General features: G+C 64.8%; 13 protein-coding genes and 1 pseudogene. 6 read left to right on the top strand and 8 right to left on the bottom strand.

The features are described 5' to 3' along the window. The first annotated feature begins 20 nt into the window (after window positions 1–20). A protein-coding gene (gene prfB / locus XH90_RS20255) for a peptide chain release factor 2 (protein WP_194476117.1) occupies window positions 21–1152 on the top strand; the annotation gives its coding sequence in 2 pieces (ribosomal slippage) (window positions 21–89 and window positions 91–1152; 1131 coding nt in all). After that, window positions 1137–2036: pseudogene (locus XH90_RS20250) on the top strand (NAD(P)-dependent oxidoreductase); the annotation flags it as partial. The gene prfB and the pseudogene XH90_RS20250, both read left to right, overlap by 16 nt. A gap of 58 nt (window positions 2037–2094) precedes the next feature. On the opposite strand, the gene XH90_RS20245 reads toward XH90_RS20250, so the two are convergent. Next, the gene (locus XH90_RS20245; RefSeq protein WP_194476115.1) at window positions 2095–2502 is read right to left on the bottom strand and encodes a hypothetical protein; all 408 of its coding nucleotides are present in this window, start codon (window positions 2500–2502) and stop codon (window positions 2095–2097) included. A gap of 270 nt (window positions 2503–2772) precedes the next feature. Between XH90_RS20245 and XH90_RS20240 the strand changes: the two genes are divergently transcribed. Then, the gene (locus tag XH90_RS20240; RefSeq protein ID WP_194476114.1) at window positions 2773–3684 is read left to right on the top strand and encodes a DMT family transporter; all 912 of its coding nucleotides are present in this window, start codon (window positions 2773–2775) and stop codon (window positions 3682–3684) included. A gap of 107 nt (window positions 3685–3791) precedes the next feature. Next, window positions 3792–5027, top strand: coding sequence for an ABC transporter substrate-binding protein (locus XH90_RS20235; protein WP_194476113.1), 1236 nt, complete (start codon window positions 3792–3794; stop codon window positions 5025–5027). Here XH90_RS20235 and XH90_RS20230 read toward each other — a convergent pair whose 3' ends face one another. The 5 genes from XH90_RS20230 to XH90_RS20210 are packed head-to-tail and all read right to left on the bottom strand — an operon-like array spanning window position 5028 to window position 10513. Next, a complete protein-coding gene (locus XH90_RS20230) occupies window positions 5028–6284 on the bottom strand; it encodes an O-antigen ligase (RefSeq protein WP_194476112.1) in 1257 nt (418 codons plus the stop codon). An 11-nt stretch (window positions 6285–6295) separates the two neighbouring features. Continuing rightward, window positions 6296–7675, bottom strand: coding sequence for a glycosyltransferase family 1 protein (locus XH90_RS20225; protein ID WP_194476111.1), 1380 nt, complete (start codon window positions 7673–7675; stop codon window positions 6296–6298). Continuing rightward, window positions 7672–8412: an ABC transporter ATP-binding protein gene (locus tag XH90_RS20220; RefSeq protein ID WP_194476110.1), complete on the bottom strand. Its 741-nt coding sequence runs from the start codon at window positions 8410–8412 to the stop codon at window positions 7672–7674. Before XH90_RS20220 ends, XH90_RS20225 begins: the two co-directional genes overlap by 4 nt. A 3-nt stretch (window positions 8413–8415) precedes the next feature. Continuing rightward, the gene (locus tag XH90_RS20215; RefSeq protein ID WP_194476109.1) at window positions 8416–10344 is read right to left on the bottom strand and encodes a glycosyltransferase; all 1929 of its coding nucleotides are present in this window, start codon (window positions 10342–10344) and stop codon (window positions 8416–8418) included. 7 nt (window positions 10345–10351) lie between these two features. Further along, window positions 10352–10513 carry a hypothetical protein gene (locus XH90_RS20210; protein ID WP_194476108.1) on the bottom strand — a complete coding sequence of 54 codons (162 nt, stop codon included), beginning with the start codon at window positions 10511–10513 and terminating at the stop codon, window positions 10352–10354. A gap of 125 nt (window positions 10514–10638) precedes the next feature. Here XH90_RS20210 and XH90_RS20205 point away from each other — a divergent pair, with 125 nt between their 5' ends. Together XH90_RS20205 and XH90_RS20200 are read left to right on the top strand one after the other, a co-directional pair. Further along, the gene (locus tag XH90_RS20205) at window positions 10639–11520 is read left to right on the top strand and encodes a DUF6502 family protein (RefSeq protein ID WP_194476107.1); all 882 of its coding nucleotides are present in this window, start codon (window positions 10639–10641) and stop codon (window positions 11518–11520) included. Further along, a complete protein-coding gene (locus tag XH90_RS20200) occupies window positions 11517–12701 on the top strand; it encodes a DUF5666 domain-containing protein (RefSeq protein WP_194476106.1) in 1185 nt (394 codons plus the stop codon). The genes XH90_RS20205 and XH90_RS20200 overlap by 4 nt, the downstream gene beginning before the upstream one ends. Window positions 12702–12734: 33 nt before the next feature. Here XH90_RS20200 and XH90_RS20195 read toward each other — a convergent pair whose 3' ends face one another. Then, on the bottom strand, window positions 12735–14099 hold the full coding sequence (locus XH90_RS20195; RefSeq protein ID WP_194476105.1) for a M23 family metallopeptidase: 1365 nt from the start codon (window positions 14097–14099) through the stop codon (window positions 12735–12737). 111 nt (window positions 14100–14210) lie between these two features. Continuing rightward, window positions 14211–14912, bottom strand: a complete 702-nt coding sequence (locus XH90_RS20190) for a peroxiredoxin (protein ID WP_194476104.1) — start codon at window positions 14910–14912, stop codon at window positions 14211–14213. Window positions 14913–14920: the final 8 nt, after the last annotated feature.

Raw genomic sequence — 14920 nt, 5'->3', positions numbered from 1 at the left:
CCGCGAGATCCGAGAACGACATGCGCGCCGAAATCGAACGGTTGGTAGAAGAGATCAAGCAGTCAGTCGGGCTGCTGAGGAGGCATCTTTGACGTCGAGAAATCGACGGCGCGCCTCGCTGAGCTGAACAAGCTCGCAGAAGATCCCAACCTCTGGAACGATCCCCAGAAGGCCCAGAAGCTGATGCAGGAGCGAACCTCGCTGGAGGATTCGCTCTCGGGCATCGGCAAGGTCGAGCAGGAGCTCGAAGACGATATCGGCATGATCGAGCTCGGCGAGGCCGAGGGCGATGACGGCGTGGTCGCCGAGGCCGAAGCCGCGCTGAAGACCCTCAAGAAGGAAGTCGCTCGACGCGAGCTCGAGGCGCTGCTGTCGGGCGAAGCCGACCGCTTTGATTCCTATCTCGAAGTCCATGCCGGCGCCGGCGGCACCGAGAGCCAGGACTGGGCGCAGATGCTCTTGCGCATGTACACGCGCTGGGCCGAAACGCACGGCTTCAAGGTCGAATACCTCGAAGAGTCCGAGGGCGAAGAAGCCGGCATCAAGTCCGCGACCATCCAGGTCTCCGGTCACAATGCCTATGGCTGGCTGAAGACGGAAGCCGGCGTGCACCGGCTGGTGCGCATCTCGCCGTTCGATTCCAATGCACGGCGACACACCTCGTTTTCGAGCGTGCAGGTGTTCCCTGTCATCGACGACAGCATCAAGATCGACATCAAGGAATCCGACGTCCGCACCGACACCATGCGGTCGGGCGGAGCCGGCGGCCAGCACGTCAACAAGACCGAATCCGCGGTGCGCCTGACGCACATTCCGACCGGCGTCGCGGTGGTGTGCCAGGCCGGCCGCTCCCAGCACAAGAATCGCGCGCAGGCCTGGGACATGCTGCGCGCGCGCCTCTACGAGATCGAGCTGAAGAAGCGCGAGGAGAAAGCCGCCGCCGATCAGGCCGCCAAGACCGATATCGGCTGGGGCCACCAGATCCGCTCCTACGTGCTGCAGCCGTATCAGATGGTGAAGGACCTGCGCACCGGTGTGCAGACCTCCGACACCTCGGGCGTGCTCAACGGCGAGCTCGACGACTTCATGGCCGCAACGCTCGCGCAGCGCGCCTTCGGCACCACCGCCGGCGACGTCGAGGACGTGGACTGATCATGAGCCGCGTCGCCTTCATCGGATTGGGGCGGATGGGTCACGGCATGGCCGGCCGCTATCTCGATGCCGGCTTTACCGTGACGCTGTGGAATCGCAGCAGATCAAAAGCGGAAGACCTGATTGCGCGCGGCGCGAAATGGGCAACCTCGCCCGAGGACGCCGCGATAGACGCTGACGCTGTCGTGACCATGGTCGCCGACGACGAAGCCTCGCGCGCGGTCTGGCTCGGGCCCAACGGGGCCGCCAAAACGGCGAAGGCGGGCACCATCGCGATCGAGTGCTCCACCGTTTCCTACGACCATGCGCGCGAGATGGGCCGCGAGCTCAATGCGCGTGGGCTCATCTACATCGATTGCCCCGTGACGGGATTGCCGGATGCGGCAGCCGCCGGAAAGCTGACGTTGCTCGCCGGCGCAGATAGCGCCGACCTCGAGCGCGCGCGGCCGTTCCTCGAACCGATCGGTTCGACCATCCGCCATTTCGGCGCGGTCGGCTCGGGCACGGTCTACAAGCTCATCAACAATCTCCTCGGCGCCATCCAGATCGCGGGTCTCGCCGAGGGCCTCGCGATTGCCGAGCAGGCGGGGCTCGATATGAAGCTGGTGCTGGAGTCGATCCAGGCCGGCGTTGCTGCGAGCCCGCAGGTGCAGCGCCATTCCAAGCGCATGGTCGCGCGCGATTTCAGTGGCGCAACCTTCACGGCCGCGCTCCGGCACAAGGATGCCGCCTACGCCGTGAAGCTCGCCGAGAGCCTGCTGGCGGACAAGCCGCTGGTCTCGCGCGCTGCGGTCGAGGCCTACGCGCAGGCCAAAGCCGCGATGCCCGACGACGATGAAGGCAAGATGATCGAGTTGGTGTCGCGGCCGAAGGGCGCGGTCTGACCGCGGCGCGAGCAATGCGCGGCCCGATCTCCGGGATGAGCCGCGCGTTTGATCTGCATTATTGCTCGAACGTGCGAACGCCCTGTATGCCGGAATCCGTCCGGATCATGCGTCCCTTCTTCCCGTCATCAGTCAAAAAGACGTCCCAGTGCGCTGTGCCGCCGGGTTGACCCTGGAGGGTGATCGTTCCCGTGCAGTCCTTGTCAATCGTGTACGTCCCGTTCAGAGTTTCGCGTTGAACGATCGCATGACGCAGGGAGGTCTGTTTGCCTGAAAACTTTCCTGCCCCGTCAAAGTCAAACGCGCCGTAGTGATAGTTTGTGCCCTGGCCAGTAAATACATAGCGGCCCTGGAGTTTCTCGACTGAGCACGTCTGTGGTGCCCCGTGAGCCATTGGGGCGATCAGCAGAGAGCATGCAAACATCAGACTTGCGCCCATTGTGCCGCTTGTGAGACTCAATTTCATCGCATCGTCCTCTATCCGTTCCAGTTCTGGAACAACACGCCAGGATTGCGGCAGAAAGGAGAATTCGCGCCGTTAAGGAGAGGTTGCTGGTCGAGGGCGCTTGCTGCCCTCGGGTCAGACCTCGCTGATCGCGACGCTCGAGATGCGGCTGATGTCGTTCTGAATCCGGGTGGGTTTGGGGAGATCCGCGCAGCGGCGTCTGTCGGGAATCGGGTGGTTACATCTGTCACGTTGCTCTAGGCGGCAGGTTCGGCCGCTGAGGTGAAACCTATGCCCCCGAACGATATCAGGATCGACGCACGAGACTGGTCGCTACTCGCTGTGCTCTCGATCTTCTGGGGCGGCTCGTTCTTCTTCAACGGCGCCGCGCTCCGCGAGTTGCCGCCGCTGACGCTGGTGTTCCTGCGCGTCGCGCTCGGTGCGGTCATTCTGCTGCCGCTGCTGGGCCGGCAGGGGATCAGCTTTCCGAGAGGCGTAGCGGGCTGGAAGCCGTTTTTCGTGATCGGACTGCTCAACAACGTCGTTCCGTTTTCGCTGATTGTCGCCGGCCAGACGTTCGTTCCAAGCGGGCTGGCCTCGATCCTGAACGCGACCACGCCGCTGTTCACGGTGATGGTGATGGCTATGGCGGGCGAAGAGGCGTTGCAGGCACGGCGGGTGGCCGGCGTGGCGCTGGGCCTTGCCGGGGTGATCATCCTGCGCGGGTGGGGTATCGAGGCGCGTACGGGGCAGGGGCTCGGCATTTTGCTCTGTCTCGGCGGCGCGCTGAGCTATGGCTTCGCCGCGCTTGCCGCCCGGCGATTGCTGAAGGACTCAGCCCCCTTGGGTACGGCGACGTTTCAACTGATGGCATCGACGGCGATGATGGCAATCGTTGCCGGCGCGGTGGAGCAGCCGTGGCATCTGGCGATGCCGGGCGTGGCGACCTGGCTCGCTGTGCTTGGCCTTGCCGCACTCTCGACGGCGCTCGCCTACATCGTCTTTTTTCAGATCATACGACGCTCCGGCGCAACGAATGTCATGCTGGTGACGCTGCTCATCCCCGTGACGGCTATCCTTCTTGGATGGCTGGTGTTGGGCGAGCCGATCTCCGCGCGTGAGATCGCCGGTGCGATCGTCATCGGCAGCGCGTTGATCGTAATCGACGGACGAGTGCTGAGAATGTTGCAGCGCGTCGGATAAGTTCCCAAGCTGCAGTTTCATTGCGCGGAAAATCCTGCCGCTTGCCAGTCACTCTCCGCCTTGCGACACTCCCCACAAAACAAGACTACAAAATCGGGGAGATAACGATGCCGGGTCGTCGCAAAAACCTTGCTGCCCTCGCCATGCTCGCTGCCGGCGTGCTCGTCATGACACCGGCCCTGGCGCAGAAGAAATACGATCCCGGCGCGAGCGATACCGAAATCAAGATCGGCAACATCATGCCCTATAGCGGACCTGCGTCGTCCTATGGCGTGATCGGCAAGACCGAGGCCGCGTTCTTCAAGATGATCAATGATCAAGGCGGCATCAACGGCCGCAAGATCAACTTCATCAGCTATGACGATGCCTATTCGCCGCCGAAGGCGATCGAGCAGGCGCGCAAGCTGGTCGAGAGCGACGAGGTGCTGCTGATCTTCCAGGCGCTCGGCACGCCCTCGAACTCCGCGATCATGAAATACATGAACGCCAAGAAAGTGCCGCAGCTCTTCGTCGCCTCGGGCGGCACCAAGTTCGGCGACCCCAAGAACTTTCCGTGGACCATGGGTTTTCAGCCGAACTACCAGAGCGAGGGGCGAATCTACGCAAAATACATCCGCGACCATTTTCCGAACGGCAAGATCGCGGTGTTCTGGCAGAACGATGACGCCGGCAAGGACCAGTTCAAGGGCCTGAAGGACGGGCTCGGCGACAAGGCCAGCATGATCATCGCCGACAAATCCTATGAGGTCAGCGATCCCTCGATCGACTCGCAGATCGTCGCGCTGCACGATTCCGGGGCCGACATCTTCTTCTCATGGGCCGCGCCCAAGGGCTCGGCGCAGGCGATCCGTAAAGTGGGCGAACTCGGCTGGAAGCCGAAGTTCTTTCTGGCCAACACTGCGACGTCGATTGCCTCGGTGCTCAAGCCAGCAGGGCTCGAATACTCCAAGGATATCATCTCGACCGCCTACCTGAAGGACCCGACCGATCCGACCTGGGACAAGGATCCGGCCGTGATCGCGTGGCGCGCCTTCATGGACAAGTATTACCCTGACGGCGACAAGGCCAATGCCAACAATCTCTATGGCTATGTGCAGGCCGAGGCGATGGCGCAGGTGCTGAAGCAATGCGACGACAATCTTACGCGCGACAACGTCATGAAGCAGGCCGCCAGCCTGAAGAATTTCCACACCGAACTGATGCTGCCTGGCGTTATGGTCAACACCTCGCCGGATGATTATTTCCCAATCGAGCAGATGCAGCTGATGCGTTTCAACGGGCAGGCCTGGGAGCTGTTCGGCGATGTCATCACCGGCGAGGTCGGCCACGAACACAGCCAATGATCAGCGCTGGCCGGCGTTGGTTCTCAGAATCATGCCGCCGGCGACACCGACGCCGAGCACGTAGATCCAGCCCTCGTGGAAATCAGTGAGATGCGAATTCACGAGCGAACTCGTGATGTTTTGCACGACGACGACGAGGCCGATCCAGGCGGCAAGACTGTTGCCGGTGAACAGGCGAAGGTGTGCCAACCACATGGCATAGAGGAGAATGACGCCCAATAGCCCCCATTGCACCGCGACATGCAGGGTCTGGTTATGGGGATTGCTCACGATCTCGGCGTCGAGGCTGGTTTCGCCCGAAGCTGCGCGCTCGAACTGGCGCTTGATCGATCCCGTGCCGTGGCCGAATAACGGTGCTTCGGCAAAGGCTGTGGCTGCCTTGCGCCAATAGGTCAGGCGCTGCGCAGTCGAGGCGCGGCTGATGTCCTCGCGTCCGTGCTGATATTCCACGGCGATGTCGGTGACGCGATGGCGCAGATAGGGTGACGCCGTCCAGGCCAGAGCGCTCGCGGCCGCCGCACTCGCGAACAGCAGCAGGGCTGCGCGCCGGCTCAGGTGCCGCCACGCAAACAGCAACAGCAGCACTGCAATGCAGAGCAGCGCGGTGCGGGCGGAGGCGACGAAGACCATGTTGGTCACGAACAGAGCGATCAGCGCGAGGCATGCGGCCGTGGCGATCAGGCTGCCGCCGCGCCAGAACCACAGCGCCGGCAGAGCGAGCGCGAAGACGCACAGCGTGAACTCCTGGCTCTGGTCGATGTAGTTCTTGACGGGAACACCCGATGACGCGGTTGCGGTCAGCTTCAGGGCGGGATCGAGCAGCACGATCCAGGCGTACACCGCCAGCAGCGCGCAGGAGACGAGAAAGGCCGCGCAAACATGGAAGCCGCGCTCCGACCGGCTGAAATGATAGAGCAGCGGCGGAATCAGCACGAGCTTGGCGACCGGCTTGACCGCGTGCAGCCGGTCGACCCAGACCCCATCGGACCACAGGACACCCAGAAGCGCGAGCAGCAGGATGACGAAGGGCAGGGCGTAAGCAGGCTGCACGAGGCGGCGCGCATAGTCCCGCCAGTCGATGGTCGGCGTCACCGCGAGCAGCCAGAGGCCAACGAAGATCGAGGGCGCGGTGGTTGACCATGGTAGTGACGCCGCGATCGACATGGCGAGCACGTCGGCGGCCTTGAACAGTGCCGCCGAGCGTTGCCGGGCCGGTGCGGTGACGGCTCCCGCGCACGCCGCGGTGTCGGCTGTCATGCTCACCGAGCCTACTGCGCCGCGACCAGTCGTTCCGGCGGCAGATAATGCCCCATGAAGTCGCGGGCCTGGGTCTGGTAGCCGAAGCGCTCCGCAAGCTCGGAGCGGCGCGCCCGGATCTTGCTGCGAGCTTCCTCCTGTCGCGCCAGCACCCTGGTGACGGAGGCGACGATCGACTCAGGTGAGAACGGATCGAAATAATCGGCCAGTTCGCCCGCGACCTCACGAAACACGGTGATGTCGGAGCACAGCACCGGCGTATTGGCGGCGAGCGCCTCGATGATCGGGATGCCGAAACCCTCGGCCAGGCTAGGCATGATCAGCCCGTGTGCCTCCGCGATCAGCGCGGCCTTCTCCTGCTCGTCGACATAACCGGCGAAACGGACATTCTTCGGAAGATTGCTCATCCGGCTGATCTGGCCGGCGTAGCCGATCACCACGAGATCGGCCTGCGGGATGTTGCGAAAGGCGCGAAGGACCGTGGCGACGTTCTTGCGCGGCTCGTTCGACACGATGATGACGAAGTTCGGCCGCCCCGGACGCCCCGACGGGGCTGGGAGGTGCAGGACATCCGGAGCGTCGAACCGGGTGCGGGGATACACGACCCGCGCCGGTAGGTGAGCAAATTGCGGCAACAGTTCCCTGAACCGCATCATGCTGTAGTTTGAAACGAAGGCGAGTTCGTCGGCCTGACGCAGGCTGGTACGGATTCGCGCCAGGAACTGCCGCGTAGCGATGTCGCTGAGCTTGAGGTCGGTGAGCGGCAACAAATCGTGGATCACGCAGATGACCTTGGTGTCCGGCCTGCGCTTGATCGCCACCCGTGTCGGTGTATCCACGACGATGACGTCGTAGTCGCGCGCGTCGATCCGTGGCGGCGGCAGCAGGAAGAAGGCCGAGGAGTCCTGATAGTTGAAAAATCCGGGCTCGAGCTGAAAGTCGCGAAACAGTTCGAGATGGCTCAGATCCGGCGGAATGTATTCGAGCGCGGCGGTCCTGTTCTCGATCAGCCGCGCGTGCAGGCTACGCAGGCCGATCGCGCCGAGGAGGCAGAGAAAATTGTCGCGCGACAACAACATGCCGACCCTGTGGCGCAGCCAGTCGAACTTGCGCCGCGTGCCGCTGAGCGTCACCGGTCCGCTCACGTTGACTTCGTCCAGAAAGCGATAGAGCGCGAGCAGCTCGATGTTGCGCGACTGCGCCGGAAACAGCTTCGTGCGGCGCTCGCGCCGGCACAGCTTGCGGTAACGCTTCGAGGTCTCCACCAGCAATGTGAGTTCGTGGCCCTCAGAGGCGAGCGAGCGCGTCAATTCCCGGGTGAAGTGGAAGATGCCGCGCTTGTGGTTGGGTTGTCCGAGCGACTCGGACACGACGAGGATACTCTGCTTCATGCGCTGATCTCGCGGAGCTCGAAAGGAGGAGCCGACGGTTGCTCGACCGTGACGGTCGAGGCGATGCGGCCGTGATCCAGATTGATGATGCTGGTGCAGGTGCGGCGCAGCAGCGGCAGGTCGTGCGAGGCGATGATCACGATGGCGGCCTGCGAGACCAGGTTCTGCAGGCGCCCCTCGGCCTTCTCGGCAAAATGCTCGTCGACCACGCTCAGCCATTCGTCGAGCAGGAGGATGTCGGCCGGAAAGGCGGTCGCGGTCGCGAACAGCACGCGCATCAGCATGCCCGAGGAGAACATCCGCAGCGGCAGCCGCTGCATGCGCTCCTCGAGTTCGGTAAAGGCCCAGATCTCGTCGATCACGGCGCGCGTCGGCTTGCGGCCGCTGATCCGCAGCAAGAGGGCAATGTTGTCCTCGGCGATGAAGTCGAGGTTCACTCCGGCATTGAGGCCGAGCAGGGGCACGACATTTCCGCGGATCGCCACGCGGCCGCTGCTCGGCGGATAGACGCCTGCGATCAACCGCAGCAGCGTCGACTTGCCGGATCCGTTGGGGCCTGCAAGCCCGATACGCGCCCCGGCCTCGGCCTCGAAGGTGATGTCGTCGACGGCGCGGATGATCCGCATCTCACCCTTTTCGCGGATGAGATGGCCGAGCAGCCTCCGCTTGAGTGAAAAGTCGTAGGCGCCGTAGAGGGGATAGTCGAGGCAGACATTGCGCAAGCTGATCTCGGCCATCGGTCAGATCCAGAAGGCGGCTTTGCGCAAATGCACCAGTGTCAGCACGCTCGCACAGAGCAGCAGCGCCAGCGTCACCAGGACATAGATGATGCTGGTCGCATCGACATGGCCGCCGACGAGCGGCTCGCGCCACACCGCGAACAGATGCGTCAGCGGATTGAGCCGCATTACGGTCGAGCGGTGATTGATGATGTCCGAAGACCAGATCACGGGCGAGGCGAGGAAGGCGAGCATCAGCGTGGATTCGATGATCGGCTTGAGGTCGCGATAACGCGTCGCCAGTGCGCCGAGGACGAGGCTGAGGGCGAAGGTGCAGATCACGAACAGCGACAGGCCGGGCAGCGCCGCGAGCCCACCGGAGAGATGATGCGGCGTGAGCAGCAGCCAGAGCGCGAGCGGGACGCAGGCATTGTGCAGGGCGAACAGCCCCTGGCGGAACGTGCATTGGAGCAGAAAGATCACCGGCGGCAGGGCACGGTCGCGGATCAGGCTCGCAGAGTTCTGCAGCGCGGTGGTAGCATCTAGCACGACGCTGTTGAGGAAGGTCCATGCGGTCATCGAGAGGGCCAGCATGGGCAGGCGTGCCAGCATGTCGGCATTCGACATCTGTCCGATCACCGAACCGAGCACTGCAACCACGATCGCCATCTGGAGCGACATCCAGAATGGACCCAGCAGCGAGCGCACGTAGCGATGACGCATGTCGGACCAGGCCAGCGCCGCGGCGATCCGGATGCTGTCGAACCAGCCTTTCTGCTTCTCATGATCGTCCGCCGGCACGGGCCTGTCGCATGGAGCCGCGACGGCGGCGCGGTAGACGGATTCCATGCCGTCCTTGAAGGCTGCGGCGGAATACCGGCTCACGGCGCGGGTCCGGGCTGAAAGCCCCATGCGGCGCCGCCGCTCGGGATCGCTGATCAGGGTGTCGATGGCCTCGCCGAGCGCTTCGGCGTCGCCGGGCGGCACGGTGATCGCTTCCATGCCGTGACGGGCGACGCGCGGCACCGCCGTGTCGAGCGCGGTGTTCACCACGGGACGGCCGGCGGCCATGGCTTCCAGCTGGACGAGGCCGAAGGTCTCGGCGTTGGTGACCGATGGCATCACGAAGACGTCGGCGAGGCACATCAGCTTGATGCGCTCGCAATCATTGACGGAGCCGAGCAGGCGGACGCGATCACCGAGGCCAAGCTCGCTGATCAGTTGCTCGAGCCTGGCGCGCTCGGCGCCTTCGCCGATGATCCAGACCTCGAAGTTGCGGTTGACGGCCGCGCGGATCAGCACGTCGAACCCCTTGTAGGGCACGAGCCGACCGCAGGCGAGCACGAGGCGGCCGCGGTCGTTGACGTGGTGTGGCTCGATCTTCGGCCAGTCGTAGACATCGGTGTCGATGCCGAACGGCACGACTTGGCATTTGTCAGCGAATTCCCGCAGCAAGGGCGTCTCGTCCACCAGCACCCGGTCGGACACGATGATCGCCTTGGCCAGGCGCAGCGTCCGCCGCATCAGGGGCTGGATCAACCAGCGCAGGCCCGCATGGGTGACGATGTCGGCGTGCCAGTGCACGACCAGCGGCCGCTTGCGGCCGAAGCCGAAGGCAAAGACGAGATCGGCGAGCGGGAAGGGCGCATGCAGAGCCAGCAGATCGTGCTCGGCTATCTTCTGCCACAGCCGCCAGGGATAGGTGGGCGCGGCCGGCAGCGACAGCACGTTGCCGAACGAACGGACGCGCTCGACCGGCACGTCGTTGACGACGATCTGGCGCTTCTCGGCCGACTGCGAGCAGACCAGCACGGCGGAGGCGAAGGCGTCCTGCAGGCTGGCGCAGATGTCCCGGATCACCGTCAGCGTGCCGCCGAACAGGTCGGGATAGTAGATCTTGAAGATGTGCAGCACCGACGGACGGCGCGGGAGTTCGCTGGTGTTTTGCATGATGGCGTCAGCCCGCGAGCAGTGCTGCGACGAACGGTGCTGCCAGCACCGAGAAGAAGATCACGCCGCGCAGCAGGGCCGGCAGCATCGGTTCGATCGCGCCGCGCCCCCAGTCGGGAGCCGGCACGGCACGCGGTGAACTGGAAATGCGGACCAAGCGGTCAGCCATGGGTTTAGTCCCTTTACGTCGCGCCCTCAGTGGCGTTTCGTATATGTGGGAAAATTTACCACGTCAATCGCGTAATGGGAAAATGTGGGATTGTGTCCCACGTGTGACGCGCGTACAATTCAGACATGAATGCCAAGTCCGGGCCCAAAGCGGCGGCTCCAGAGCCGAATGCCGCGAAAAAGCTGCACGCGCCGCTGGCGCGGCTGCTGCGCCCGCTCGTGCGGCTCTGTATCCGCAGCGGCATGACCTTTCCGGCACTGGCGCAATTGCTCCGCGAGCTCTTCGTCAACGTCGCCGAGCATGATTTCGCGCTTGAAGGCAAGGAGCAGACCGACAGCCGCGTCAGCCTGCTCACCGGCATCCACCGCAAGGAGGTCGCGCGCCTGCGCGGCGCCGGCGCGCCTGTGAACGAGACGCCGGCGGCGCTGTCGCTGACGAGCGCGGTGATCGCGCGCTGGCTCGCGGCGCCCGAGTTCACCGATGCAAGGGGCGAGCCGCTGGCACTGCCGCGCACCGCCGAAGGCGATGCGCCGTCATTCGAGCAGCTCGTCGGCTCCGTCACCAAGGACGTTCGCCCGCGCGCAGTGCTCGACGAATGGGTCGACCGCAAGCTCGTGACCATCAATGCGGACGACGAGATCGAACTGGTGGAGGCGGCGTTCGTTCCGAGCGGTGCTGACGACAGCAAATGGCATTATCTCGGCCGCAATTTGCACGACCATATCGCGGCCGCCGCCGAGAACGTGTCGGGGCCGGCGCCGCGCTTCCTCGAACGTGCCGTCCATTACAACAACATCTCGCCGAAGCTCGCCAGGCGCCTCGAGGCACGTTCGCGCGAGCTGGCGATGGATGCGCTGAAGACCGCCAACCGCGAGGCCAACCGCGCGCTCGCGAAGGACAAGGGCGGCGACGCCCGCTGGAACTTCGGCATCTACATCTATAGCGAAGATTATGACGATGACGTGGGCGAGGCCAAGGACCCCGGCAAAGAGGGCAGCTCCTCATGAGCAGGCCGCCGCTGATTTCGCGCCGTCTGCTGCTGACCGGGTTCTGGCTCGCCGGCACCGCGATTGCGCGCGCGCAGGTCAGGCGCGGCACGGATCAAGGTATCGGCGGGACCGGAATCACGCGCGGTGACGATCACGGCATCGGCGGCACCGGCATCGTCGGCGTGATCCAGCGTTTCGGCAGCATCTACGTCAATGGCGAGCGCGTCACCTATGCGAGCGACGTGCCGGTCCGCATCGACGGCGAGGCGGCGAGCCCGAAGGCGCTGCGCATCGGCCAGCTCGCGCGCGTGGTCGCGACGCGGCAGGCCGACGGCACGCTCGTCACGCGAAACATCGCGATCGCGAGCGAGGTTTCGGGGCCGATCGAGCAGGTGAAGGGCAACGAGCTGACGGTCCTCGGCCAGAAGATCGTGGCGAGCAACAAGGACAGCAAGCTCCGTGCCGGCACGCATGTGGCTGTCTACGGCTTGCGCCGGACCGACGGCGTGATCGTCGCAAGCCTGGTCGAGCCGCGCAGGGATGCAGCCGAACGCGTCACCGGTCTGGTCGAGCGCGGGCCCGACGGCCTGCATATCGGCGGGTTGAAGCTGACCGGCGTCGATCCCCTGCTGGTCGGCCAGCGCGTACTGATCGAGGGCAGCACGAGCCAGGGCGCGATGCAGGCCATGCGCACCCGCATCGAGGATTTCTCGGATCTCGTCGGCGCGAGCCGGCTGTCGATCGAAGCCTATGTGCAGCGCGCCGGCTCCAGCCTCCAACTCGGCTCGGGGCTCGTCGCCCGCGACAGCTCGCGCTTCGGGCCGGCAGCGGGCGAGGCGCGCATGGTCGTCAACGGCGTGTTCGATCGCTCGCGTGGCTTGCAGGTCGAATCGACGCGGGCGATCGGCCCTGCGACGGGCGCACCTCCGTCCGGCGGCGGCAATCCCGGCCGGTCGCCGGGCAGCTCGATCATGCATCCGGAGCGCAGCGCGCCGGGCTCGGGCAACAGTCCGCCCAGCGCGCCGGGTACGCCCGGATCTGTCCCCGGTGGCAATCCCGGCTCCGCGCCGTCAGGACCAAGCGGCCCGTCAGGTCCCGGTGGTTTTGGTGGGCCCGGTGGCGGGCCGATGGGCCCCGGCGGAATGGGTGGTGGCGGCTTTGGAGGTCCCGGAGGCGGGATGGGCGGTGGCCGGCGCTAGGCTCTCAGCACGCTGGAAGTGCAGGGCGCGGCTCTAACCCGCGCTCAGGCGCACGCCGGCGCGCAGGAATTTCTGCGGGTCGACGGCTTCGCCGTCGATGCGGGTTTCATAGTGCAGATGCGGGCCGGTCGAGCGGCCGGTCGACCCGACCAGGCCGATGACCTGGCCGATCTTGACGATCTCGCCGACCTTGACGTTGATCTCGGAGAGATGGCCGTACCTGGTCGACAGCCCGTTGCCGTGATCGACCTCGACCATGCGGCCGTAACCACCGGACCAGCCGGCCGAGACCACTTTGCCGTTGGCGGTGACGCGTGCGGGATCGCCGGTCGCGGCGCGGAAGTCGAGGCCGGTGTGCATCGCCGGCCGGCCGAGGAAGGGATCGCTGCGAATGCCGAAGCCCGAGGTGAACTCGACCTCACCGACGACGGGCTTGCGATAAGGCACCTGCGCGAGCGTGCGATTGAGCCGATCCATTTCGGCGCGCGTGACATTGATGCGATAGAGTTGCTTCTCGAACGGCCCTGCGTTCGCCGCGAGCTTCACCGGCACGAACGGGCCGCCCATTGCGGCGCGCGGCACGGCAGCCTCGAGATTGGCGAGGTTCAGGCCGAGGTCGCTGACCACGCCGCGCATCCGCCGCATCCGCGAATCCATGCCTTCCTCGACGGCATTGAGTGCTGCGACCTGCCGGCGCTCAACCTGATCGAGCGAGTTCGTCAGCCGGGCCAGGACATTGTCGAACCCCTGGTTCTTGGCGAATTGATTGACCGGCGGGGCGACCACGGCAGGCGCGCGCGATTCCAGCCGCGCTTCGCGGTCGGGGGGCGCCACGAAGATCACGGTGTCGCTGATCGGTGACGGTTTTGGCGTGCCCTGCATCGTCGTCTGGTTCGCTTCGCCACGCTGCGGCGCTGCGCGGGGAATCGATCCCGTGACATCAGGCATGGCGCCGAGCGCCGTAGCCCGGGACTCCAGCGCCGTCTGGCGCTTCATGATCTGGTCGAGCTTCTGGTCGAACTGCTCCTGGTCGAGCAGCTGCCGGCTGGTGGCGCGATCGACCTTGGCCCGCAGCTCGGCGATCCGGTCCTCATAGGCATACTGCATCTCGGCCTGACGGGCGATCAGCCGGGTCAGGACGTCGTCGCGGAAAGCGAAATAAGTGGCCGTCGCTGCCGACCAGAGTCCGAGGAGCACGACGGTCCCGACCACGATCCAGAACACGACCGGCCCGAGGCGAACCTGCTTGCCGTGATGCTGGATGGTGTAGGCGTCGTCGGTATCGGGGAGGGGAATCGCCGCCGCCGCCACGGCAGCAGGACGGCGATGGAAGGCCCGTCCGTGGTCGCGGGGATGATGCTGGGGGTACTGCGAATATTGGGCAGAACTTTTCGACATCGGCACTCCCGCGCCGGTCGGAACGGTTCCTTGCGGCCTAATTGCCGCGGCAATCTGAGCCAGTCATGGTTAATTTTCCGGAAACGGGAGCGCCCGATTTTAACGAGCTGGTTAAAGGCTTCTTGCCGCGGCCAGCACCTCGTCAGCATGTCCATCAACCCGGACATTGCGCCAGATCCTGGCCACTTTGCCGTTGGCACCGATCAGCACCGTGGTGCGAAGAATCCCGAGGAAACTCCTGCCGTACATGGATTTTTCGCCCCAGGCGCCGTAGGCCTCCAGCATCTCGTGCTGCTCGTCCGAGATCAGTGGGATACCGAGACCGTGCTTGTCGCGGAACTTCTCCTGGGCCTTTAACGGATCGGCCGAAATGCCGAGCACGGCAGTGCCGGCAGAGGTGAAGGCGTCCTTGAGGCGGGTGAAGTCGATCGCCTCGCGGGTGCAGCCCGGCGTATCGGCCCGGGGGTAGAAAAACAGGACGAGCTTCTGGCCGGCGTAATCGGCCGACGTGACGACGTTGCCGCCGTCGCGAGGCAGGCGGAACGCAGGGGCCGTCTGGCCCTCGGCCAGCGCGGATTTGGCACCGGCCGATGCCGCGGCGGGCTCGGAGGCCTTTTCAGAAGATTTTAACCGTTTCGATGCGGCCTTATGCGATGCTGCTTTCGCGCCCGTCTTGGTTGATTTGCCTGGCGATGCCGGCTGGATTTTCGCGCTGCGTGTTCGAGTCGATGCCCGTGTTTTCAGGGCCTTGTTCTTAGCCGTCGGATTGCCGGAGGGCGTTTTGGACGATTTCTTTCGGGATTTCTTGGACATACGCCTTC

The sequence above is a fragment of the Bradyrhizobium sp. CCBAU 53338 genome (genome assembly GCF_015291665.1).
Lineage (GTDB): Bacteria > Pseudomonadota > Alphaproteobacteria > Rhizobiales > Xanthobacteraceae > Bradyrhizobium.
Note: the sequence above shows the minus strand (reverse complement) of the source record. Positions and strands in the feature narration are given on the sequence as shown.